Here is a 23,722-nt window from a genome sequence, read left to right on the forward strand (position 1 = left end):
GGAATCGTTTTCGCCCTCGACGGGGTGCTGCTGGGAGCCGGGGACGCCAAATTCATGCGCAACGCCACCCTGACCAGTGCGCTGGTCGGCTTCCTGCCGCTGATTTGGTTGTCGCTGATCTACGGCTGGGGCCTGTTCGGCATCTGGTCAGGGTGGCGTTGCGCATGAATTTGGCGTCCCCGGCTCCCAGCAGCACCCCGTCGAGGGCGAAAACGATTCCCGCGACCGGTAATTGGGCGACCAGGAACCACCACGGCACATCGATGGCCGCCAGCACCGACTTGTCGTCGGTGAACACCGGCGGGAACACCGACGAGCCGACCGCGAACACCAGCGCCAGGACCACGCCGGCCAGCGTGGAAAACAACGTCACCCGCCAAGCCACGCTCTTGGCATGGGCCAGTTGCCCCGCGCCCAGCGCCGCCCCCACGAGCGACTGCGCAGCAATCGCCAGGGAATCCAGCACCAGCGCAAGGAAACTCCACACCTGCAGGACAACTTGATGGGCGGCCACCGCGGCCGCACCGAACCGGGCCGCCACCGCGCCGGCAGACAGGAAACAGGCCTGGAAGGCCATCGACCGCAGCAACAGATCCCGGCCCATCGTGAGCTGGGCGCGCAACACCGCGGGCTGCACCCGCAGCCCGACCTTCTCGATCAGCAACGCGCGCACGAACAGCAGCGCCGCGACCCATTGCCCGATCAGGTTGGCGACGGCCGAGCCGGCCAGCTCCAGCCGCGGCAAGCCCAACCAGCCGTAGACCAGCAGCGGGCACAGCACGGCCGACACGGCGAACCCGAACACCACATACCGCAGCGGCCGGACCGTGTCCTGTACCCCGCGCATCCACCCGTTGCCGGCCAGTGACACCAGGATCGCCGGGGCGGCCAGGATCGCTACCCGCAGCCACGGCAGTGCCGCGTCGGCGATGTCGGCGTGCCCGGCGATCACCGACAACAACGGCTCGGCCACGGCCTGCACCACCGCGATGATCAGCAATCCCAGCCCGAGGGCCAGCCAGGTCGCCTGCACTCCTTCGCCGACCGCCGAGGCCCGGTCACCCGCGCCGAACAGACGGGCCGATCGTGCCGTCGTGCCATAGGACAAGAAGGTTCCCTGTGAGTTGACCAGACCCAGGATCAGGCCGCCGATGGCCAGGCCGGCCAGGCTGAGCGCGCCGAGGCGCCCGACGATCGCGATGTCGAACAGTAGATAAATGGGTTCGGCCGCCAGTACCCCGAGCGCCGGGAAGGCCAGGCCGGCGATGCGACGGGTGGTGGCCGGTGCGACCGGAACGTCGCCTTCGGGCTCAACCATGCGACCCGCCGGCGGAGTCAGGCAAGCGCTTGAGTAAGCGCGTGCACCACGTCGTCCGTCGGGCCGGCGGCGGAGTATCCGGCCGCGTGCGGGTGCCCGCCACCGCCGAACGAACTGGCGACCGTGGCCAGGTTGAGCGACTTCGCCCGCATCGAAACCGACCAGTGCTGGGGCTCGATCTCCTTGAACACCGCGGCCACCTCGGCCTGCTGTGTCGTCCGCACGATGTCGACGATGCTCTCCACTTCCTCCGGCCGGGCCGTGGACCATTCGGCATGCGGCACCACCGCGTACACCAGCCCTCGCCCACCCACGGCCTCCGGGACGAGCCGGGCCGAGGCCAGTACCCGCGACAACATCGGCAACCAGGCGAACGGATGAGTGTCGAGTAACGCTCGGCTGATCGCGGCGTTGTCCACCCCGAGCTCGACCAGCCGGGCCGCCAGGCGATGCGCCCGGGCCGTGGCCCAGCGGAACGATCCCGTGTCGGTGGTCAGGCCGGCGTACAAGCAGTGCGCCACACGTTTGTCGATGGGCTTGTCCCAGGCATCGAGCAGTTCGGCCACCAGCATCGTGGTGGAATCCGCCGTCGGGTCGACGTAATTCGCGGTACCGAACAACTGATTCGATGCATGGTGATCGATGACGAGCACCTCGCGGCCTTCCGCGGCCAGCCCGGCCAACGCACCGAGTCGGTTGACGCTCGGAATGTCCACGGTGACAACCAGATCCGCGTCGTCACGCATGGTTTCCGGCGCGACCAGCAGATGCCCGCCCGGCAGCGTCTGCAGCGATTCGGGCAGCTCGGCCGGCGCGGCGAAGGCCACCTGGACCTGTTTCCCTGCGTCGTCGAGCACCTGCGCCAGCGCCAGTCCGGCGCCTATCGTGTCGGCGTCCGGATAGACGTGGCACACGACGCTGATGCTCTTGGCGGCCGACAGGAGATCGGCGGCCGCACGCGCATCGACGCGCAGACCGGAGGGGCTCCCGTGGGGAGCCCTCGAATGAGCCGTATCAGTCATCCGTTCGATCGCGGCCACCGGCATCCTCTGTGTCTGCCCCGTCGGCAAGCCCATCAGTGTCCTCCGCCCCGCTCACAACGGTACGGGTCGGCCTCACCGGCGTGCTTGGCACCCTGCCGAACTCGTGCCAGATCCTCATCTGCGGCCCGGGCCCGGGCCAGCAGCTCCTCCATCCGATGTGCCGCGTCGGGCACGGTGTCGCGGACGAACGCGAGGGTCGGGGTGAATCGCACCCCGGTCCCCGCGCCCACCTTGGACCGCAATACGCCCTTGGCCTTCTCCAGGGCCGCCGCCGCACCGGCATAGTCCGGCTCGTCTTCGAGTGACGAGCCCATCACCGTGTAATACAGCGTGGCGTCGTGTAGATCGCCCGACACCTTCGCATCGGTGATGGTGACCCCCGCCAGGCGGGGATCCTTGATCTCGTACTCGATCGCCGAGGCGACGATGGTGGAGATCCGTTTGGCGAGCCGCTTGGCCCGTGCCGGATCAGCCATGGCAGGCACCATTGTTCTTCGCGCAAGCGCTCATCACTAAGTACGTGCCTTCTCGACGAGTTCGTACGTCTCGATGACGTCGCCTTCCTTGATGTCGGAGTAGGTCAGCGTCAGACCGCACTCGTAGCCCTCGCGCACCTCGGTGGCATCGTCCTTCTCGCGCTTGAGCGAGGACACCGTGAGGTTCTGCGCGACGACGGTGTTGTCACGCAGCAGCCGGGCCTTGGCGTTGCGGCGCATGATGCCCGAGGTGACAAGGCAACCGGCGATGTTGCCGACCTTGGACGACCGGAAGATCGCCCGGATCTCGGCGCGGCCGAGCTCCTTCTCCTCGTACACCGGCTTGAGCATGCCCTTGAGCGCGGCCTCGATCTCGTCGATGGCCTGGTAGATCACCGAGTAGTACCGGATCTCCACACCCTCGCGGTTGGCCAGCTCGGTCGCCTTGCCCTCGGCACGGACGTTGAACCCGATGATGATCGCGTCCGAGGCCGAGGCCAGGTTGACGTTGGTCTCGGTGACGCCACCGACACCGCGGTCGATGACCCGCAGCTCCACTTCGTCGTCGATCTGGATGCCCATCAAGGCTTCCTCGAGGGCTTCGACCGTACCGGCGTTGTCGCCCTTGAGGATCAGGTTCAGCTGGCTGGTTTCCTTCAGTGCCGAATCCAGGTCTTCCAGGCTGATCCGCTTGCGGCTGCGCGCGGCCAGGGCGTTGCGCTTGCGCGCGCTGCGCCGGTCGGCGATCTGGCGGGCGATCCGGTCTTCGTCGACAACGAGGAAGTTGTCACCGGCACCCGGCACCGACGTGAAGCCGATGACCTGGACCGGACGCGAGGGCAGCGCCTCTTCGACGTCGTCGCCGTGCTCGTCGACCATGCGGCGGACGCGGCCATAGGCATCGCCGGCCACCACCGAGTCGCCGACCCGCAGGGTGCCGCGCTGGATGAGCACCGTGGCCACCGGGCCGCGACCGCGGTCCAGGTGCGCCTCGATGGCCACACCCTGGGCCTCCATGTCGGGGTTGGCCCGCAGGTCCAGGGCCGCGTCGGCGGTCAGCACGACCGCTTCCAGCAGCGCCTCGATGTTGGTGCCCTGCTTGGCCGAGATGTCGACGAACATGGTGTCGCCGCCGTAGTCCTCGGCCACCAGGTTGTATTCGGTCAGCTGCGCCCGGATCTTGGCCGGGTCGGCGCCTTCCTTGTCGATCTTGTTGACCGCCACCACGATCGGCACGTCTGCGGCCTGCGCGTGGTTGATGGCTTCCACCGTCTGCGGCATGACGCCGTCGTCGGCGGCGACCACCAGGATCGCGATGTCGGTGGCCTTCGCACCACGGGCACGCATGGCGGTGAACGCCTCGTGACCCGGGGTGTCGATGAAGGTGATCGGGCGGACGGTGCCGTCCAGCTCGACCTCGACCTGGTAAGCACCGATGTGCTGGGTGATACCGCCGGCCTCGCCCTCGCGAACGGTGGCGTTGCGGATGGTGTCCAGCAGGCGGGTCTTGCCGTGGTCGACGTGACCCATGACGGTGACCACCGGCGGACGCTGTTCGAGGTCCTCTTCGCCGCCCTCGTCCTCGCCGTACGTGAGGTCGAAGGACTCCAGCAGCTCACGGTCCTCGTCCTCGGGCGAGACGACCTGAACCTTGTAGTTCATCTCGCTGCCGAGCAGCTCCAGCGTGTCATCACCGACAGACTGGGTGGCGGTGACCATCTCACCGAGGTTGAACAGCGCCTGCACCAGCGAGGCCGGGTTGGCATTGATCTTGTCGGCGAAGTCGCTCAGCGAGGCACCACGGGCCAGCCGGATGGTCTCGCCATTGCCGTGCGGCAACCGCACGCCACCGACGACCGGGGCCTGCATGTTCTCGTATTCGGCGCGTTTCGCCCGCTTCGACTTGCGACCGCGCTTGGGGGCACCGCCGGGACGACCGAACGCACCGGCCGCGCCACCGCGCTGACCCGGACGACCACCGCCGCCACCGGGACGACCACGGAAACCTCCGGCGGCCGCGCCACCGGCGCCACCACCGCCACCGGCACCGCCGCCGCGGTAGTTACCGCCGCCGCCACCGCCGGGACGACCACCGCCGCCGGCACCGCCGGGACGAGGGCCACCACCCGGACGCGGGCCGGGGCCTCGGGAGCGCTGGCGGCAGCCGCCGGCGCACTCGGGGCGGCCGGAGGCTGTGGGGCAGCCGGCTTGGGTGCCGCGGGGCGCGGGGCAGCCGGGGTCGGCACTTCAGCCGCCGGGGCCGCGGGGGCCGCGGGCTTGGCCGGAGCCGGCTTGGGTGCGGGGGCGCCGGGCTTCGGTGCCGCCGGCGTGGGCGCGCCGCCACCCTGCGGGCGCGGCTTTTCCTCGGGCTTCTTGCCGCCCGAACGTGCTTCGGCCTTCGCGCCGAACGATTCGCGCAACCGACGCGCGACCGGCGCCTCCACCGTGGAGGATGCCGACTTGACGAACTCGCCCTGCTCCTTGAGCTTGGCTAAGAGTTCCTTGCTTGTGACACCGAGTTCCTTGGCCAACTCGTGTACACGGGCCTTACCTGCCACTACATCTCCTCGTCTGGAGGCAACAGCGGTGGTAGGCGCCGCGCCTCGGGTTTAGCTATGACGCATGGTCATCGGGACTTCACGGTGTGCTCATGTTCTTCGCTACCTGTTCTCTTGACCGGAGTGCTCGGGTGGCCGAATTCCTTCGACGTACTCGATCACTGCGGATGTATCCGGTGAACCGGTGAGTCGCAACGCTCGGACGAAAGCTCGTCGCCGGACTGCCAACTGTGCGCACTGACGGTCAGGGTGCAACCATGCACCCCGCCCGGGCAGGCTGGCCGTGGGATCAACGGTTACGGAACTCGTCCCGTTCCCGTCGGTCACCGCGACCACACGAAGCAACTCGGCGGCCAACTCTCGCTTCCGGCATCCGATGCAGGTCCGCACTGGTCCGACAGAGGTGTCGGAGGTGCTTTCATGCGTCAGAGCCGGAGTCTCGCGCTGGATCACGGCTGAGTCTACCGCCCCACCGGGTGTGCTCCGAAACGCCGGTCACTGCTGTCAGTCGTGTACCGCACCCGGCCGGACGTCCTGGTCCGGCTGAGGCGCCGCATCACTGCGGATATCGATCCGCCACCCAGTGAGCCGGGCCGCCAACCTGGCGTTCTGCCCTTCTTTGCCGATCGCCAGCGAAAGCTGGAAATCGGGCACGATCACCCGCGCCGCCCGAGCAGCCTCGTCGATCACCGATACCGACACCACCTTGGCCGGTGACAGGGCGTTGGCGACGAACCGCGCCGGGTCCTCGTCATAGTCGATGATGTCGATCTTCTCGCCGGACAGTTCGCTCATCACGTTGCGCACGCGCTGGCCCATCGGACCGATGCACGCACCCTTGGCGTTCAGGCCGGGCACCCGCGAGGCGACCGCGATCTTGGACCGGTGCCCGGCCTCCCGAGCCACCGCCACGATCTCCACCGAACCGTCGGCGATCTCGGGCACCTCCAGCGAGAACAGCTTGCGCACCAGGTTCGGGTGCGTGCGCGACAGCGTGATCAGCGGTTCCCGAGCGCCCCGGGTGACGCCGACGACGTAGCAGCGCAGCCGGTCGCCGTGCTCGTAGCTCTCCCCCGGCACCTGCTCGGCGCTGGGGATCACGCCCTCGGAACCCTTGGTCTCGCTACCCATGCGGACCACCACGAGCCCGCGGGCGTTGGCCCTGGCGTCGCGTTGGATCACCCCGGCCACGATGTCGCCCTCGTGAGCGGAGAACTCTCCGTAGGTCTTCTCGTTCTCGGCATCGCGCAACCGCTGCAGGATCACCTGCCTGGCCGTGGTCGCCGCGATCCGCCCGAACCCCTCGGGCGTGTCGTCCCACTCGTGCAGGACGTTGCCGTCGGCATCGGTCTGGCGGGCGATCACCTTGACGACACCGGTCTTGCGGTCGATGTCGATGTGCGCGTCGGGCTCATGGCCTTCGGTGTGCCGATAGGCGGTGAGCAGTGCCGACTTGATCGTGTCGACGACCACGTCGACGGTGATGCCCTTGTCCGCCTCGATGGCATGCAGCGCGGCCATGTCGATGTTCATTCCCCGGCCCCCTTCCCGGTTTGTCCGGACAGTTCCAATTCGCGTCGATTTGGAGGCGAAAACTCCACTTGCACAACAGCTTTGGCGACGTCAGCCAGGGCGATTTCACGGATCGCCAGCTCCCGGCCGTCCGGGACCACGACTTTGACCACCGCGCCGTCGGTTTCCCCGATCCGACCGGTGAACACCGTGCCGTCGGCCAGCGTCAGTTCGGCTTTGCGACCACGGTTGCGGCGGAAGTGTTTGGCTTCGGTCAGCGGCCGATCCACCCCTGGCGAGGTGACTTCGAGCACATACGGCGTGTCGCCCAGGGCAAGTCGATCGAGCAACTCGGATGCGGTCCGCGACAACGCGGCAAGCGAATCCAGATCGAGGCCTTCGTCGCCGTCGGCGGTGACGATGATGCGGGGCGGGCGCGCGAAAGCCTCGATGACGACGTCGTCGATCTCGTAACCGGCGCGCGCGAATTCGCCGTCAAGTAGCTCGATCACCTGCGCCTGCGACGGTAATTCCGCAGACCGCAACTTTGGATCCGGTGCCACGGCGAGCTCCTCATCTTGAATTGTCTCCGGCACGAAGGCCCGGGCCAGCCGCGTGGGCTGGCCCCGGAATCGCCTATCCACGATACGCCAGGGCCGCGGCAGCAACCGCCAATCGCCGTCGGGTGCGTGGCGGACGTCGTCAGTGGCGGTGTCGGGCAATGGCAGGATGTTCACGTGCCGAGCGCCGATGCAGACATCAGCCGGCGGCGCGTACTGCTCTCGGCCGCGGCCCTTGCCCTGTTGGGCGCCACCGCCGCCGCCTGCGGTACGACGACGCCTCAACCCGAAGTCGACGACCTCACCCGGCAGTTGGACCGGGCTCGCGCCGATGCCGAACTGGCCGCCGCGGTCGCAGCCGAGCAGCCGTCACAATCACCCGCTGCCCAGGCGTTGAACGCGCTGGCCGCCGATCGCACCGCCCACGCCGAAGCGCTGTCCGACGAGTTGACGCGCATGGGTGCGGCGCCCGCAGCCACCGGCACCGCCACGACCACGACGCGTGCGCCGGACACCGCGGGCGCGGCCACCTCCACGGTCAAAGACCTCATCGACGCCCTCAAGGAGTCCGCGGACCAGGCAGCCGATGTCGCGCACGCGCTGGCCGGCTACCGCGCCGGTCTGCTCGGATCCATCGCGGCCTCGTGCACGGCCGCCTACACCGTCGCACTGGGAGGTGCACAGTGACCTCACCGGACCCACGGTCGACCACCGCCCCGACCCGGCCGAGCACGTCGGCCGATGCTGCCCTGTTCGACGCGGTGGCCGTCGAGCACGGGACGATCTACGGCTACGGGCTGGTGTCGTCGCATTCGACCCCTGAGGAAAACGCCCTGGTGGCCGCGGCGATGGCCGAGCATCGAGCTCGTCGGGAAGACGCCATGGCCCGGCTCGAGGCTCGCTCGGTCACCCCGCCGCTGCCGGCGGCCGGCTATCAGCTGCCCGCGCCGGTGACCGACCCGACCGACGCCGCCAATCTCGCGATCCGGATGGAAGAGGATGCCTCGGTGGCCTGGCGTGCGGTCCTCGAACAGGCCACCAACGCCGATGACCGCACGTTCGCGGTGACCGCCCTGACCGAGACCGCAGTTACCGCGGCCAAGTGGCGTGCCATCATCGGTACCTCGCCGGTCACGACCGCCTTCCCCGGTGGCACCGAGTAATCGCCTTCCGCGGGGCCCGTTTCGCTTTTGCGCGGTTCACCTTTGCGCGGTTTTCCTTTGCGCGGTTTTCCACCTCAGGACTGCCGATGGTCGCTCACAACAGCCCTCAGGTGGAAACCGGTGCATAGGTTCGCCCGCCCCGGGCACTCAGCCGGTGATCGCCGCTGAGATCGCCGTTGAGATCTCACTGGCAGCCGCGTCGACGGCCACCTCGCGCTTCTCGCCGGTGAGCCGGTTGCGCAGCTCCACCACGCCATCGGCCCAGCCGCGACCCACCACCACGATCCACGGCATGCCGAGCAGTTCGGCGTCCTTGAACTTCACGCCGGGCGAGGCGGTGCGATCGTCGAACAGCACCTCGTGTCCGAGCCGGTCCAGATCGGCGACCAGTTCGCTCGCACCGGTGCGGGCGGCGGCATCCTTGTTGGCCACCACCACGTGCACATCAAAGGGCGCGACGGCGCTCGGCCAGCGCAGCCCCAGCTCGTCGTGCTGTTGTTCGGCGATCACCGCCACCAGGCGCGACACACCGATGCCGTAGGACCCCATGGTCAGCCGCACCGGCTTGCCGTCCTCACCAAGCACGTCGGCGGTGAAGGCGTCGGTGTACTTGCGGCCCAGCTGGAAGATATGGCCGATCTCGATGCCGCGCGCCGACGTCAGCACACCGGCACCGTCGGGTGACGGGTCACCGTCGCGTACCTCGGCAGCCTCGATCGTGCCGTCGGGGGTGAAGTCGCGTCCGGCCACCAGGCCCACCACATGCTTGTTCGGCGCATCCGCTCCGGTGATCCAGGCGGTGCCGGTCACCACCCGCGGATCGACAAGGTAACGAACACCGTTGTCCTGCAATGCCTTCGGGCCGACATAGCCCTTGACCAGGAACGGGTTCTTGGCAAAGTCGGCCTCGTCGAGCAGCGCGAACTCGGCCGGCTCCAGCGCCGCGCCGAGGCGCTTCTCGTCCACCTCGCGGTCACCGGGAACGCCGACGCCGAGCAGTTCCCACTCACCGCCCGGTTGGCGGACCTTGACCAGGACGTTCTTGAGCGTGTCCGCCGCGATCACCTCACGGCCGGCGAATTGCGGCAGCTGCGCGCTGTTGGCCCACTCCACCAGTGTTGCGATGGTCGGAGCATCCGGGGTGTCGTACACCTGAGCCTCCGGCTGCCCGTCGACAGGCAGGGCTTCGGGCGCGTGGGTGATGACGGCTTCGACGTTGGCCGCGTAGCCCGATTCCAGGCAGCGTACGAAGGTGTCCTCACCGACCTCGCTCTCGGCCAGGAACTCCTCCGACGCGCTGCCGCCCATCGCCCCCGACACCGCCGAGACGATCACGTATTTGACGCCCAGCCTGCCGAAGATCTTCTGGTAGGCCTCGCGGTGGGCGTGGTAAGCGGTCTTGAGCCCGTCGTCGTCGACGTCGAACGAGTACGAGTCCTTCATCACGAACTCGCGGCCACGCAGGATGCCGGCCCGCGGCCGCGCCTCGTCGCGGTACTTGGTCTGAACCTGGTACAGGATCACCGGGAAGTCCTTGTAGGAGGAGTACTCCCCCTTCACCGTCAGGGTGAAAATCTCCTCGTGCGTCGGGCCGAGCAGATAGTCGTTGTTCCGGCGGTCCTGCAGCCGGAACAGGGTGTCGCCGTATTCGTTCCAGCGGTTGGTGGTCTCGTAGGCGGCGCGCGGCAACAGCGCGGGCAACAGGATTTCCTGCCCGCCGATCGCATTCATCTCTTCCCGCACGATGTTCTCGATCCGGCGCAGCACCCGCAGCCCCAGCGGCAGCCAGCTGTAGATACCGGGACCGACCGGGCGGACATAGCCGGCCCGGATCAACAGCTTGTGGCTGGGCACCTCGGCATCGGCAGGGTCGTCACGCAGGGTTCGCAGGAACAGCTCGGACATACGGGTGATCACAGCGGGCCAGCCTAGTCGCGGCCCTGCCACGTGCAGATGCAGGCCTCGTTGCCCTCGGCGTCGGCCAGGACCCAGAACGCCGGTGCCCGACGGTCACTGAGCAACCGGCCGCCTGCGGCCAGGGCCGCGTCGAGCCGCGCCTGCGCCACGTCGTGTGGGACGTCGACGTCGAGGTGGATGCGGTTACGTTGCGCGCGTGGGGAATCCATCTGCTGAAACCAGATGACCGGGCCCCGGCCGAACGGATCGACAAGTCCGCCGCTGAAACCTGATGCGCCCGACTCAGCTGGGGTCTCGTCCTCGTACCCGGTGACGGCTTTCCAGAACGGGCGCACCGCGGCGATGTCCAACGCGTCGATGGCGATCTCGAAGGCCTGGATCGAACCGCCCCCGCTCGACAGCTCGAAACCGTGGGCCGCCAACGCCTGTGACACCTCATGGGCCAGCTCGAGATCCCGCGTCGTCACCGCACCGGCATCGCGGGTCCGCAGGCGCAGGATGGCCCGGTCACTCCGGATGTCGATCGACAGATGCCCCGGCGCGTCGGAGCCGGCGGCCTCCACCGCGTGCGCGACCGCCCCGGCCGCGGCCGACATCGACGGCACCAACACCTCGGTGTAGATGGCGCCCAGGACCAGCCGCCAGCCCAGCGGGCCGACGGTTTCCGAGATGTGTTGTCGGTTCATCGTCGTGGGCCCCGGTTCGCCGGCTCAGTCGAGCTCGAGCTCTCCGGAATCGATCGCGTCCTTGACCTCTTGGGCATGGGCGACCTGTTCGGAGGTGTACCCGATGAACAAAGCGGCGCCACCGACGAGCACCGCCACCGCGGCCACCCACAACAACCCGTACGTGTAGCCGGCGTCGAGCGCCGCCAGTTGCGGACCGTTCATGTCCTTGACCGGACCGGTGATGCCACCCAGGAAAAGCGTGCGTGACGTGATGACGGCCTGGATGATCGCCAGGACCAGCGGACCGCCGAGGTTCTGCAGCATCAGGGCGATGGCCGAGGCCGGCCCGATCCGGTCGAAGCCGACACCGGCGATCGCGGCCAGGGTCAGCGGCACCACGATCATGCCGATGCCGATGCCGCCCACGGTGATCGGCAGTACCAGGTTCGGAAAGTACGGGATACCGGCATGCAGCGTCGAGCCGTAGATCATCGAGCCGAGTACCAGGATGCCGCCGCCGATCACCACGAACCGCGGCTGGAAGTACCGCACGATCTGTGACGAGGCGCCCAGGCCGATACCCATGCCGACGACGAACGGGATGAAGCCGATGCCGGCGTGCAGGGCGCTGTAGCCCAGGATGTCCTGGACGTAGAGCCCGATCAGCACGGTCAGGGTGAACAGCACGCCACCGGCCAGGAAGATCGCCACAAACGTGGCGACCCGGTTGCGCTCGTGGAACAGGTCGAACGGCACCACCGGGTTCTCGGCGCTGCGTTCGGCGATCAGGAAGGCGATGCCGGCCACGGCGGCCACCGCCGCGGAGCCCAACGTGATCGGCGCCAGCCAGCCGCTCTCGGGGCCCTGGGTGAAGGCGAACACCGCAGCGGTGCAGGCCAGGGTCGCCAGCAGGGCGCCTGCGGCGTCGAGCTTCATCCGCTCACGGTTGGTCTCGCGCAAAGCGGTGCGGGCCAGATAGAGCATCACCAGGCCGATCGGCACGTTGACCAGGAACGCCAACCGCCAGGAGACCTCGGTGAGAGCGCCGCCGACCACCAGGCCCATCACCGAGCCGATGGCTGTCATCGCACCGAACACGGCGGTGGCGAGGTTGCGCGCCGGGCCCTTCGGGAAAGTGGTGGCCACCAGCGCGAGACCGGTGGGTGAGGCGATCGCCGCGCCGATGCCCTGCAACAGCCGGGCGATCACCAGCGTCGCTTCGTTCCAGGCGATGCCGCACAGGATCGAGGCGATGGTGAACAACGCGACACCGACGATGAAGGTGCGTTTGCGTCCGATGGTGTCGCCGAGGCGGCCGCCGAGCAGCATCAGACCGCCGAAAGTGAGCACGTATGCCGTGATGACCCAGCTGCGCCCGGCGTCGGAGAGGCTCAGCTCGTCCTGGATCTTGGGTAGCGCGACGATGGCGACCGTGCTGTCCATGGTGGCCAGCAGCTGCATGCCGCCGATCGCGATCACCGCTGACAGGAAGCCCCAGGACGGGAACCAGGATGGGAGGCGGGCGGCGAGTCCCTGGCGCTCGGCGTCATTGAGTGCCGTCATACCGCGCCACCTTACCGGAATCTTAAGAATCCTTTAACCGGCGAACGCCGCGACAGAGCCGATCACGATGATCGCCGGGGGTCGAATGCCCTCTGCACGAATCCGTTCCGGCGCATCGGCGAGGGTGGCCCGCAGTGTGCGTTGCGCGACGGTGGTGCCGTGCTGGACCACGAGGACCGGCGTATCCGCAGGTCGACCGCCGTCCAGCAACGCCTTGGTGAACTGCTCGATCCGTTCGACGGCCATCAGCAGCACAATCGTGCCGCTCATCGCCGCCAGCGCATTCCAATTCACTAACGATTCCGGGTGGCCGGGCGCAACATGGCCGCTGACCACCACGAATTCGTGCGTCATACCGCGGTGGGTGACCGGCACGCCGGCCAACGCGGGCACCGATATGGCGCTGGTCACACCGGGGACGACGGTGACCGGGACGCCGGCCTCGTTGCACGCCAGGACCTCTTCGTAACCGCGGGCGAAGACGAACGGATCGCCGCCTTTGAGGCGGACGACGAACTTCCCGGCCCGCGCGCGGTCCACGAGGAGGTCGTTGATCGCCTCCTGTGCCATGGCGCGGCCGTAGGGAATCTTGGCCGCGTCGATCACCTCGACATGGGGGCCGAGTTCAGCCAGCAGTTCCTGCGGCGCCAGCCGGTCGGCGACCACGACGTCGGCGCGGGCCAGCAGACGGCGTCCGCGCACGGTGATCAGCTCGGGATCGCCCGGTCCGCCACCGATCAGTGCCACCCCCGTGGGCGCCTCCCCCGAATCCTCACCGGCTTGGGCGGTCAGCAGCCCGCTCTGCAGCGCTTCGTGGATCGCGGTGCGGATCGCCGCCGAACGGCGGTGCTCACCACCGGCCAGGACGCCGACCGACAGGCCGTCGTAGTCGAAGGTCGCCGGGGTCACCGCGGAGCCGTCGCGAGCGATGTCGGCCCGCACACAGAAGATGCGACGTTCCTCGGCCTCGGCCGCGATGGCCGCGTTGACCTCCGTGTCGTCGGTGGCGGCGATCACATACCAGGCACCCTCGAGGTCGCCGGCCTGGAAGTCGCGGAGCTGCAGGGTGATCCCCGGGTCGTCCTGCGACAGCGCCTCCACCGCGGGGCTGGCCGCCCGGGCGATCACGTGCACATCGGCGCCGTGGGCGATCAACAGGGGCAGCCGGCGTTGCGCGACGGTTCCGCCGCCCACGACGACGACCTTCTTGCCCGCCAGGCGCAGGCCGACCAGGTAGGCGTTCTCGGAGGTCACATCGCTCCTCGCGTGCGCGGTAGTCACTCGCCGAGCTTAGTGGTTGCTGCCACCGGCTCGTTGGGTCGGCACCGCCGACGCCACGAACCGGGTGATGGCCTCCGGGTGTGCCGCCGGGTGGGTGTGCAGGTATCCGGCGTGCACACCTCCCCGTACCGCGCCATCGCGCCGCGCCACCTGCCCGGCACCGGCGAACGCCCACGCCGGCGGTTGTTCCTCGGCGAATTCCACTGTAGTTCGGTGGAATTCGTGGCCGGTCACCCGGTCACCCGCGGCGTGCAGGCAGGAATCCACGACGGCCACCGCGTCGCGGTAACCGAGGGTGAGACGCTCGGTGAAGCGTGCCGATCCGGCCAGCACACCGCACATGGGTATCCCGTCGAGGTCGTCGACCAGATAAGTCAAGCCGGCACACTCGGCATGGATGGGGGCGCCGCGGCCGGCCAGGTCCCTGATCTGCTGGCGGACAAGGTCATTGGCCGACAGTTCGGCGGTGAACTGTTCGGGGAATCCGCCGGGCAGCACCAGTGCGCTGACACCCTCGGGCAACGGGTCGGACAACGGGTCGAACTCGGCGACCTGCGCTCCGGCCCCGCGCAGCAGTTCGGCATGTTCGGCGTAGCCGAAACTGAACGCCTTGCCGGCGGCCAGCGCCACGGTGACATTGGTCACCGACGGGGCCACCGGGCTCCAGGGTTCGGTGGTGACCTGCGCGCCCGAGGCAGCGACCAGGGCGGCGAGATCTACGTGCCGGGCCACCAGGGCCGTCATCGCGGCCACCGCCTCGCGCGCCTGCCGGCCATGTTCGACCGCGGTGATCAGCCCGAGATGCCGTGAGGGGACGGTTAATTCGTCGGCGCGGGGAATCGCGCCGAGCACCGCCACCCCGGCATGCTCGCACGCCTGGCGCAACACCGCCTCGTGCCGCGGCGAGCCCACCCGGTTGAGGATCACCCCGGCGAGCCGCACGGAGGGGTCGAAGGTGACGAAGCCGTGGATCAGCGCCGCGATGCTGTGGCTCTGCCCGCGCGCATCGACCACCAGCACCACCGGCGCGCCCAGCAGGTTGGCCACCTGCGCCGCCGACCCGCGCGGGATACCGGTCATCTGTCCTTCGATACGACCGTCGAACAGTCCCATGACGCCCTCGACGACCGCGATGTCTGCGCCGGTGCAGCCGTGCCGGTACAACGGGCCGATCAACTCTTCGCCGACCAGCACCGGGTCCAGGTTGCGACCGGGCCGGCCCGCCGCCAGGGCGTGGTAGCCGGGATCGATGAAGTCCGGGCCCACCTTGAACGGGGCCACAGCGTGACCGGCCTGACGCAGCGCACCGACCAAACCCGTTGCCACCGTGGTCTTTCCGCTGCCCGACGCCGGAGCGGCGATCACCACCGCCGGGGTGGTCATGCTCACCTCAGCACCGCGAGCGTGCGTGTCTGCTGCCCGACACGCCGCAAAACCTCGACGCCGAGCGCACGCTCGGCGGGCGCGAGCGGGCCGAGAATCACCACTCGATGCCCTTCTGCCCCTTGCGGCCGGCATCCATCGGATGCTTGATCTTGGTCATCTCCGTCACCAGGTCAGCGGCATCCATCAGAGCCTGCGGGGCGTCACGGCCGGTGATCACCACATGCTGCGTGCCGGGGCGGGCATTGAGCGCCTCGACAACCTCGTCCACGGGAATCCAGCCCCATTTGAGCGGATAGGTGAACTCGTCGAGCACGTAGAAGTCGTGACGCTGTTCGGCCAACCGACGTTTGATCTCCGCCCAGCCGTCGGCGGCCGCCGCCGCGTGATCGACGTCGCTGCCGTGCTTACGGGTCCACGACCAGCCCGAGCCCATCTTGTGCCACTCGACCGCCCCGCCGAGGCCCTGTTCGTCGTGCAGCCGGCCGAGCTGACCGAACACGGCCTCCTCACCGACCTTCCATTTCGCGCTCTTGACGAATTGGAACACCGCGACCGAAAAGCCCTGGTTCCAGGCGCGCAACGCCATCCCGAAGGCCGCGGTCGACTTTCCCTTCCCCGGCCCGGTGTGTACCGCGAGCAGCGGCGCGTTGCGCCGGGCCTTGGTGGTCAGGCCGTCGTCGGGGACGGTCAGCGGCTGCCCCTGTGGCATGGGCGGTCCTTCCTGCAGAGTGGGGTCTAGGCAGCGGTCTGGTGCTGTACCAGCCGGGTCAGTTCGGCTGCGCGCAACTGTTCGAGCCGCACCACCGGCGATCCCAACTGTTCGGCCAGTTTCGGCGCCAAACCCAAACGCACGAACGATGTTTCACAATCGACCACCACGGCGGCGGCGCCCTCGGCGACGAGCGCAGCCGCGGCCTGCCCGGTGCGGCCCAGCGGATCGGGACCGCCAGTGGCGCGGCCGTCGGTGAGCACCACGACGAGGCTGCGCCGGGCGCGGTCCCGCGCCTTCTCCCGGATGACGAGATCGCGCGCAGCCAACAGGCCCTGGGCCAACGGCGTCTTCCCGCCGGTGTCGAAGCGGGCCAGTCTGCGGCTGGCGATGTGCACCGAGGTGGTCGGCGGCAGCAGCACTCGGGCATCGGCCTGGCGGAACGTGATCACGGCGACCTTGTCCCGGCGCTGATAGGCGTCACGCAGCAGCGACAGCGTCGCGCCGGTGACGGCCGACATCCGGTCCCGGGCGGCCATGGACCCGGAGGCGTCGACGACGAAGATCACCAGATTGCCTTCGCGGCCTTCACGTACCGCGCGTCGCACATCCTCTGGACGGGGGCGTGGCAGGCCGGGGCCCTGCTGCCGGCCGGCGGTGGCCAGCAGGGTGGCGAACATGTGCAGGCCGTGACCGCTGCCCGGTTCCGCGGTGGCCGCGATGGGAGTGCCGGTACGGTTGCGGGCCCGCGAACGACGACCGGGTGCCCCCTCGCCGACCCCGGGTACCACCAGGGCCTTGGTGCGGAACACCGGAGACGGCGGCGCGCTCGGCCGGGTCCCTGACTTCGCCGAATTACCCTGTGACGGCGACCCTTCCGAGCCGGCGTCGGCCCCGCCGCCGGGCGGGTCGAAATCCGGGTCGAAATCGGGATCTGGGTCTGCTTCCGACTGCGGTGCCTGGGCGGACTCCCCCGCCTGCTGCATGGCCTCGTCGAGGCGGTCGGGGTCCAGGCCCGGATCGTCGAATGGATCGCGACGGCGCCGGTGCGGCAACGCCAGTTCCGCGGCCACCCGGATGTCGTCTTCGGTCACCGTGGTCGCGCCGCGCCAGGCAGCATGTGCGACGGCGGTGCGTGCCACCACCAGATCCGCGCGCATGCCGTCGACGTCGAAGGCCGCGCACAGCGCGGCGATGCGGCGAAGTTCGGTGTCCGGCAGCGTCACCGAGCCGATGCTGGCCCGCGCCGCGGCGATCCGGGCGGCCAGTTCGGCGTCGGCGGCGGCGTAGCGCTCGGTGAAGGACTCGGGGTCGGCTTCGAACGCCATCCTGGCCCGGATGACCTCGACGCGGACGTCGACATCACGCGACGCGGCCACGTCCACGGTCAGCCCGAACCGGTCCAGTAGCTGTGGGCGGAGCTCGCCTTCCTCGGGGTTCATCGTGCCGATCAGGACGAATCTGGCCTCGTGGGAATGCGAGATCCCTTCCCGCTCAACATGAACCCGGCCCATCGCGGCGGCATCCAGCAAGACGTCCACGAGATGGTCGTGCAGCAGGTTGACCTCGTCGACGTAGAGCACGCCGCCGTGGGCACGGGCGAGAAGACCCGGCGAGAAGGCATGTTCGCCGTCGCGGAGGACCTTCTGCAGGTCCAGCGACCCGACCACCCGGTCCTCGGTCGCCCCGATGGGCAATTCGACCAGTCGGGCGTCGTCGTCGACGGCGGACAGCACCGCGGCAAGGCCGCGCACCGCGGTGGATTTCGCCGTGCCCTTCTCGCCGCGGATCAGCACGCCGCCGATCTCCGGGTGAACGGCGCACAGCAACAGAGCCAGCCGCAGCCGGTCCTGCCCCACGAGTGCGCTGAAGGGGTAGGTGTGCTCGGTCATGAGGGGTCCGTCTCCGTCACATCGGCTCCTCTGACGCCGGGCCGCACCATCGGCACGTGCGGGATTCCGTCGTCGAGGAACTCGTCACCGTCACGGACGAACCCGTGCCGGCCGTACATGTCCACCAGGTAGACCTGGGCGTTGATGTGGCATGGATAGTCACCGACCTCGGCCAACGCCGCTTGCATCAGTCGTGTGGTGTGCCCGTGGCCGCGGTCGCTGCGTTTGGTGCACACCCGGCCGATCCGGAAGCTCTTCTCCCCGCCGGGATGTTCCTCCATCAGCCGCAGCGTCGAGATCACTTCTCCGTCAGGGCCTTCCAGCCAGAAGTGACGGGTCTCGGCCAGCAGATCTCGGCCGTCGAGTTCCGGGTACGGCGTGGCCTGCTCCACCACGAACACCTCGACGCGGAGCTTGAGCAGCTCGTAAAGGGTTGGTACGTCGAGGTCTTTCGCCCAGCTTCGGCGTAACGCGACCGTCATCCGCCCGACCCTGTCACACGGTCGCGGGAACGTCCAGTTGGAGCGCCTTGGTGCCCCACGCCCAGACCTCCTGGAACAGGCCTGGTTCGGTGGACAGCTTGGTACCGAGGGAGGGCACCATCTCCTTGAGCTTGGGCAACCAGCTCTGGTAGCGATCGCCGAAGCAGCGCTCCAGCACATCGAGCATGGCAGGCACCGCGGTGGACGCGCCGGGCGAGGCGCCGAGCAGACCGGCGATACTGCCGTCGGCGGCGGTGAGCACGGTGGTGCCGAATTCGAGGACGCCCCCGGCGCCCTTGCGCCGGATCACCTGCACACGCTGCCCCGCGATGTCCAGCTCCCAGTCGGAATCGACTGCGCTGGGCGCGAATTCGCGCAACGTATCGACCCGGTCGCCCTCACTGAGCAGCAACTGGCCGATCAGGTATTTGAGCAGCCCGACCTCGGTCAGACCGACCCCCAGCATCGAGGCCAGGTTGTTGGGTTTCACCGAGAACGGCAGATCGGTGACCTTGCCCTGCTTGAGGAATTTCGGCGACCAACCGGCGAACGGTCCGAACAGCAGCCACGACTTGCCGTTGATCACCCGGGTGTCCAGGTGCGGCACCGACATCGGCGGGGCTCCCAACGGCGGCAGCCCGTACACCTTGGCCTGATGTCCTGCGGTCAGCGTTTGGTTGTTTGTCCGCAGGAACGCACCGCCGACGGGGAAGCCGCCGAAGCCCTTGGCCTCGGGGATCCCCGACTTCTGCAGCAGCGGCAGCGCACCGCCACCGGCGCCGACGAAGACGAACTTGGCGTTGAACTTGCGCTTGAGGCCGGTGCGCCGGTTGGTCACCTTGAGCGTCCAGGTGCCGTCGGATTCCTTGCGCAAGTCGCGCACCTCGTGACCGAACAGCGTGTCCATCCCGCGCTGCGCGGTGAAACCGATCAGCTGACGCGAGAGCGCGCCGAAGTCGACGTCGGTGCCATGTTGGGACCAGTTGAGGCCGACGGGCTCGGAGAAGTCACGCTTGGCGGCCATGAACGGCAGCCGGCGGGCGAACTCGTCCTTGTCGTCGATGAATTCCATCGACGAGAACAGCGGGTTGCTGACGAGCGCCTCGTACCGACGCTTGAGGTAGCCGACGTTCTCAGCGCCGTGCACGAAGCTGACGTGCGGGATCGGGTTGAGGAAGCCGCGCACGTCGGGCAGCACACCGTTCTCTGCCGCGTAGGCCCAGAACTGCCGCGACACCTGGAACTGCTCGTTGACGTTGATGGCCTTGGTGGTGTCGATCGAACCGTCAGACAGCTCAGGGGTGTAGTTGAGCTCACACAGGGCCGAATGGCCGGTGCCCGCGTTGTTCCAGGGATCACTGCTCTCGGCCGCGGCGCCGTCGAGCCGCTCGATCATCGTGATGGACCAGTCCGGCTCCAGCAGCCGGATCAGGGCGCCCAGAGTTGCGCTCATGATGCCGGCCCCAACCAGCACGACGTCGGTCTTCACGGTCGTACCCACGTTTGCCTCAGACACCCTGATCGCTCGTCCTTTGTATTGCGGCGGCCCGTCTCCATCGACGGCTTTTGTTATGCCCAGGTTATCGCGCGACGAATCCCGGTTGGCCAGGCATGGTAGTGCTATCCGTCACCCGTAACCTTCCGCGCCGCGGTTAGGGTGGAGCCGTGACGTCACGGGAGCCCGTATGGGAGCCGGATGTATTGCCGGGGTTCTGGCAGCACACCATCGATGGCGGAGCCGATCCTGACGGGGAAGGTGGCCTGGTCGCCACACTGGTGCGGCACGGCGCCGGAAGCGCCCAATCCGGCCATGCCGTGCTGGCGCTGCACGGCTATACCGACTACTTCTTCCACACCGAGCTGGCCGAGCGGTTCGCCGAGCGCGGCTTCGCGTTCTACGCGCTCGACCTGCCCAAGTGCGGGCGGTCCCGCCAAGAGGGCCAAACCCCGCATTTCACCACCGACCTGGCGCGCTATGACGCCGATCTGCAGCGAGCCCTGACCGTCATCGCCGCCGATACCGGCAACGCCACGGTGTGCCTGTACGGGCATTCGGCCGGCGGGCTGATCCTCACTCTGTTCGCCGACCGCCTGCGCCGCAGCGGCCGACTGGTCGAGCACCGGGTGGGCGGGTTGATACTCAACAGCCCGTTCTTCGACCTGCACGGACCGGCGGTCTTGCGCATGGCACCCACGTCGGCCGCGCTGATCGCGTTGGCCCGGTGGCGGAAGCTCTCGGTGATCCGCAAGCCCACCGAAGGTGGATACGGCACCACCCTGCATCGGGACTACGACGGTGAGTTCGACTACAACCTGGCCTGGAAACCATTGGGCGGCTTCCCCATCACCCTCGGCTGGATCAACGCCGTCCGCCGAGCCCAGGCCCGGCTGCACCGCGGCCTGGACGTCGGTGTGCCCAATCTGATCCTTCGGTCCGACCACAGCGTCCGGGAGACCTCCGACCCGGCTGCGATGCAGCGCGGCGATGCGGTGCTCGATGTCCGCCAGATCGCGCGCTGGGCGGGTTGTGTGGGAAACCGCTCCACCGTGGTCCCGATCGCCGACGCCAAGCACGACGTCTTCCTCTCGGTGCCCGAGGCTCGAGCCGTGGCCTACCGGGAGCTCGGTCACTGGCTGGACCACTACCTGAACACTCAAAGACAGTCCAGCACAACACCTTCCGGATAGGGACAGCAGATGGACCACTACGACCTGACGATCATCGGCACCGGCTCGGGCAACAGCATCATCGACGAGCGTTACGCCGGCAAGAAGATCGCGATCTGTGAACAGGGCACCTTCGGCGGCACCTGTCTGAACGTCGGCTGCATCCCCACCAAGATGTTCGTCTACGCCGCCGAGGTAGCCCATACGGTCGCCGACAGCACCCGATTCGGCGTGGACGCCCACGTCGACAAGGTTCGCTGGCCCGACATCGTGTCACGGGTGTTCGGCCGCATCGATCCGATCGCGGCCGGTGGTGAGGATTACCGGCGTAACGACCCCCAGATCACGGTGTACGCCAGCCATACGCGGTTCGGGCCCACAACCGCCGATGGCCGCTACACGTTGCACACCGAGGCCGGAGATCAGTTCAGCAGCGATCAGGTGGTGATCGCCGCCGGGTCCCGCACGTTCATCCCACCGGCCATCGTGGATTGCGGTGTGACGTACTACACCAGCGACGACATCATGCGGATCCCCGAACTGCCCGAGCACCTGGTGATCGTCGGCGGCGGATTCGTCTCGGCCGAGTTCGCCCATGTCTTCTCCGCCCTGGGAGTGCGGGTCACCATCGTGGTACGCGGATCTGGACTGCTCACCCACTGCGACGAGACGATCTGCCACCGATTCAGCGATTTGGCTGCCGAGAAATGGGACCTGCGGACGCACGAGAACGTGATCGGCTCCCATCAGGACGGCGACAAGATCGTGCTCGAGCTCGACGACGGCAAGACCCTGCCCGCCGACATGTTGTTGGTGGCCACCGGCCGGATTCCCAACGGCGACATGCTCGACGCCGAACTGGCCGGGGTTGAAGTGGACGAAGACGGCCGGGTGATCGTCGACGACTACCAACGCACCACCGCGCGAGGCATTTTCGCGCTCGGCGACGTGTCGTCGGACTATCAGCTCAAGCACGTGGCCAACCACGAGGCACGCGTGGTCAAGGAGAACCTGCTGCGCGACTGGGATGACACCGAGGCGATGGTGCGCAGCGATCACCGCTTCGTGCCGTCGGCGGTGTTCACCGAACCCCAGATCGCCACCGTCGGCCTGACCGAAGCTCAGGCCCGCGCGGAAGGCTACGACATCGTCACCAAGGTGCAGGCCTACGGCGACACCGCATACGGCTGGGCCATGGAGGACACCACCGGTATCGCCAAGCTGATCGGCGATCGCGACACCGGCAAAATCCTGGGCGCCCACATCATGGGGCACCAGGCATCCTCGATCATCCAGCCGCTGATCCAGGCGATGAGTTTCGGCCAGACCGCCAAAGAGATTGCCCGTGGGCAGTACTGGATCCACCCGGCGCTGCCCGAGGTGATCGAGAACGCGTTGCTGGGGCTGACGGACTGACCGTCAGGCCCGCGCCGCCCAGCGCTGCTCGATCCGCCCGAACCGCCAGATACCCACTGCGACTGCCCAACTCAGCACGAACAGCCCGACGATCGCAAAGCCGACGAACTCGAGGTCGGCCGAACCGACGACGGCCAGCGGTCCCGTGGTGATGCCGAGGCGCTCGACGATCAGACCGACGAGCACGATGACGCCGACGACCAACGCCACGATCACCGAAAGCACCGTCACCGTCAGGTTGTAGTAGACCTTGCGCACCGGCTGCAGGAAGGCCCAACCGTAGGCCCGGGCCATGAAGATGCCGTCCAGGCTGTCGAACAGGCTCATGCCCGCTGCGAACAACACCGGCAGCACCAGCATCGCGTACCAGGGCAGCGTGAACGCCGCGGTCCCGGCCGCCAGCACCAACAGGGTGACCTGACTGGCGGTGTCGAAGCCCAGCCCCATCAGGAAGCCGACCGGGTACAGGTGCCAGGGCTTGCTCACCCGGCGCATGACCCGAGCCAGCAGGCGGGCCAGGAACCCCCGGCTGTCGAGCTGGCGTTCGAGTTCGGCCTCGTCGTACTCGCCGCTGCGCATCGCGCGAAAAACCTTGGCGATCCCCACCGCGGCGGCAAGATTCGTCAAACCGATCAGGATCAGGAATGTTCCGGCCACCAGCGACCCGATCAGCCCGAGGGTCTGCAGCATCGCGGACTGTTCGTCCTGCACCGGACCGGCGAGTGTGCGCACGCCCAGCGCCAGCAGCAGCGCCAACCCGAACACCACGCTGGAGTGCCCCAGGGAGAACCAGAACCCCGCCGACACCGATCGGGTGCCCTCCCCGACCATTTTCCGGGTGGTGTTGTCGATGACGGCAATGTGGTCGGCATCGAAGGCGTGCCGGACACCGAGTAGGTATGCGGTGAGTCCCAGGCCGACGCCGAACACACCGGTCGACCCCAGCGTGATGCGCTGCGGCGCCACACCGAAGACCAGGACACCCCACCCGATGACGTGCAGTAACAGGACCACGGCACCGACCGCGCCGATCGAGATCCAATCGGCTCGGTCGAAACGGGTTGCCATTCCGGCTGATCGGGCGGTCGGCTGCGAAGCACCGATGGTCATC

The 23,722-nt window shown here is 68.2% G+C and carries 18 protein-coding genes and 3 pseudogenes; 4 read left to right on the forward strand and 17 right to left on the reverse strand.

The genetic code is table 11. The features are described from left to right. Positions 1–130 precede the first annotated feature (130 nt). The 7 genes and pseudogenes from A5699_RS23490 to rimP form a co-directional block, all read right to left on the reverse strand. A pseudogene (locus A5699_RS23490) lies at positions 131–1,318 on the reverse strand (MATE family efflux transporter); the annotation flags it as partial. A gap of 17 nt (positions 1,319–1,335) precedes the next feature. After that, on the reverse strand, positions 1,336–2,340 hold the full coding sequence (locus A5699_RS23495; RefSeq protein ID WP_067775074.1) for a bifunctional oligoribonuclease/PAP phosphatase NrnA: 1,005 nt from the start codon (positions 2,338–2,340) through the stop codon (positions 1,336–1,338). Then, positions 2,333–2,837: pseudogene (rbfA, locus tag A5699_RS23500) on the reverse strand (30S ribosome-binding factor RbfA). Before rbfA ends, A5699_RS23495 begins: the two are co-directional and overlap by 8 nt. Positions 2,838–2,873: 36 nt before the next feature. Beyond that, positions 2,874–5,395, reverse strand: a pseudogene (gene infB / locus A5699_RS23505) (translation initiation factor IF-2). A gap of 102 nt (positions 5,396–5,497) precedes the next feature. Beyond that, positions 5,498–5,848 (reverse strand): YlxR family protein, encoded by a 351-nt coding sequence (locus tag A5699_RS30350; protein ID WP_076239369.1) that lies wholly within the window; start codon positions 5,846–5,848, stop codon positions 5,498–5,500. 51 nt (positions 5,849–5,899) lie between these two features. Then, positions 5,900–6,928 (reverse strand): transcription termination factor NusA, encoded by a 1,029-nt coding sequence (gene nusA, locus A5699_RS23515; protein ID WP_067774678.1) that lies wholly within the window; start codon positions 6,926–6,928, stop codon positions 5,900–5,902. Beyond that, positions 6,925–7,470 carry a ribosome maturation factor RimP gene (gene rimP / locus A5699_RS23520; RefSeq protein ID WP_067775077.1) on the reverse strand — a complete coding sequence of 182 codons (546 nt, stop codon included), beginning with the start codon at positions 7,468–7,470 and terminating at the stop codon, positions 6,925–6,927. Before rimP ends, nusA begins: the two co-directional genes overlap by 4 nt. Positions 7,471–7,644: 174 nt before the next feature. Between rimP and A5699_RS23525 the strand changes: the two genes are divergently transcribed. Further along, positions 7,645–8,154 (forward strand): hypothetical protein, encoded by a 510-nt coding sequence (locus tag A5699_RS23525; RefSeq protein WP_067774681.1) that lies wholly within the window; start codon positions 7,645–7,647, stop codon positions 8,152–8,154. Beyond that, positions 8,151–8,630, forward strand: coding sequence for a ferritin-like domain-containing protein (locus tag A5699_RS23530; protein ID WP_067774684.1), 480 nt, complete (start codon positions 8,151–8,153; stop codon positions 8,628–8,630). Before A5699_RS23525 ends, A5699_RS23530 begins: the two co-directional genes overlap by 4 nt. Before the next feature lie 147 nt (positions 8,631–8,777). On the opposite strand, the gene A5699_RS23535 is transcribed toward A5699_RS23530, so the two are convergent. From A5699_RS23535 to mqo, 9 genes are all read right to left on the reverse strand, one after another. Continuing rightward, the gene (locus A5699_RS23535) at positions 8,778–10,547 is read right to left on the reverse strand and encodes a proline--tRNA ligase (RefSeq protein ID WP_067774687.1); all 1,770 of its coding nucleotides are present in this window, start codon (positions 10,545–10,547) and stop codon (positions 8,778–8,780) included. A gap of 11 nt (positions 10,548–10,558) precedes the next feature. Further along, the gene (locus A5699_RS23540) at positions 10,559–11,233 is read right to left on the reverse strand and encodes a VOC family protein (RefSeq protein ID WP_067774690.1); all 675 of its coding nucleotides are present in this window, start codon (positions 11,231–11,233) and stop codon (positions 10,559–10,561) included. A gap of 24 nt (positions 11,234–11,257) precedes the next feature. Further along, entirely contained in the window at positions 11,258–12,778 is a 1,521-nt protein-coding gene (locus tag A5699_RS23545; RefSeq protein WP_067774693.1) for an MFS transporter, read from the reverse strand. Positions 12,779–12,811: 33 nt separating this feature from the next. Then, entirely contained in the window at positions 12,812–14,032 is a 1,221-nt protein-coding gene (gene cobA, locus A5699_RS23550; protein WP_067774696.1) for a uroporphyrinogen-III C-methyltransferase, read from the reverse strand. Between the two features lie 36 nt (positions 14,033–14,068). Continuing rightward, positions 14,069–15,442 carry a cobyrinate a,c-diamide synthase gene (locus A5699_RS23555; protein ID WP_067774699.1) on the reverse strand — a complete coding sequence of 458 codons (1,374 nt, stop codon included), beginning with the start codon at positions 15,440–15,442 and terminating at the stop codon, positions 14,069–14,071. A gap of 97 nt (positions 15,443–15,539) precedes the next feature. Next, the gene (gene cobO / locus A5699_RS23560; RefSeq protein ID WP_067774702.1) at positions 15,540–16,154 is read right to left on the reverse strand and encodes a cob(I)yrinic acid a,c-diamide adenosyltransferase; all 615 of its coding nucleotides are present in this window, start codon (positions 16,152–16,154) and stop codon (positions 15,540–15,542) included. 26 nt (positions 16,155–16,180) lie between these two features. Beyond that, a complete protein-coding gene (locus A5699_RS23565; RefSeq protein WP_067774705.1) occupies positions 16,181–18,046 on the reverse strand; it encodes a magnesium chelatase subunit D family protein in 1,866 nt (621 codons plus the stop codon). Further along, entirely contained in the window at positions 18,043–18,528 is a 486-nt protein-coding gene (locus A5699_RS23570) for a GNAT family N-acetyltransferase (protein ID WP_067774708.1), read from the reverse strand. Before A5699_RS23570 ends, A5699_RS23565 begins: the two co-directional genes overlap by 4 nt. A gap of 13 nt (positions 18,529–18,541) precedes the next feature. After that, a complete protein-coding gene (mqo, locus tag A5699_RS23575; protein ID WP_369806761.1) occupies positions 18,542–19,981 on the reverse strand; it encodes a malate dehydrogenase (quinone) in 1,440 nt (479 codons plus the stop codon). A 212-nt stretch (positions 19,982–20,193) separates the two neighbouring features. Between mqo and A5699_RS23580 the strand changes: the two genes are divergently transcribed. After that, positions 20,194–21,216, forward strand: a complete 1,023-nt coding sequence (locus A5699_RS23580; protein ID WP_067774714.1) for an alpha/beta hydrolase — start codon at positions 20,194–20,196, stop codon at positions 21,214–21,216. Positions 21,217–21,225: 9 nt separating this feature from the next. After that, positions 21,226–22,611 (forward strand): mycothione reductase, encoded by a 1,386-nt coding sequence (mtr, locus tag A5699_RS23585; protein ID WP_067774717.1) that lies wholly within the window; start codon positions 21,226–21,228, stop codon positions 22,609–22,611. A 3-nt stretch (positions 22,612–22,614) separates the two neighbouring features. Here the strand turns inward: mtr and A5699_RS23590 are convergent, their stop codons facing one another. Then, positions 22,615–23,721, reverse strand: coding sequence for a HoxN/HupN/NixA family nickel/cobalt transporter (locus A5699_RS23590; RefSeq protein ID WP_067774720.1), 1,107 nt, complete (start codon positions 23,719–23,721; stop codon positions 22,615–22,617). Position 23,722: the final 1 nt, after the last annotated feature.

Origin of the sequence: Mycobacterium sp. E802, assembly GCF_001666875.1 — a bacterium.
In the GTDB taxonomy this organism is placed as follows: domain Bacteria; phylum Actinomycetota; class Actinomycetes; order Mycobacteriales; family Mycobacteriaceae; genus Mycobacterium.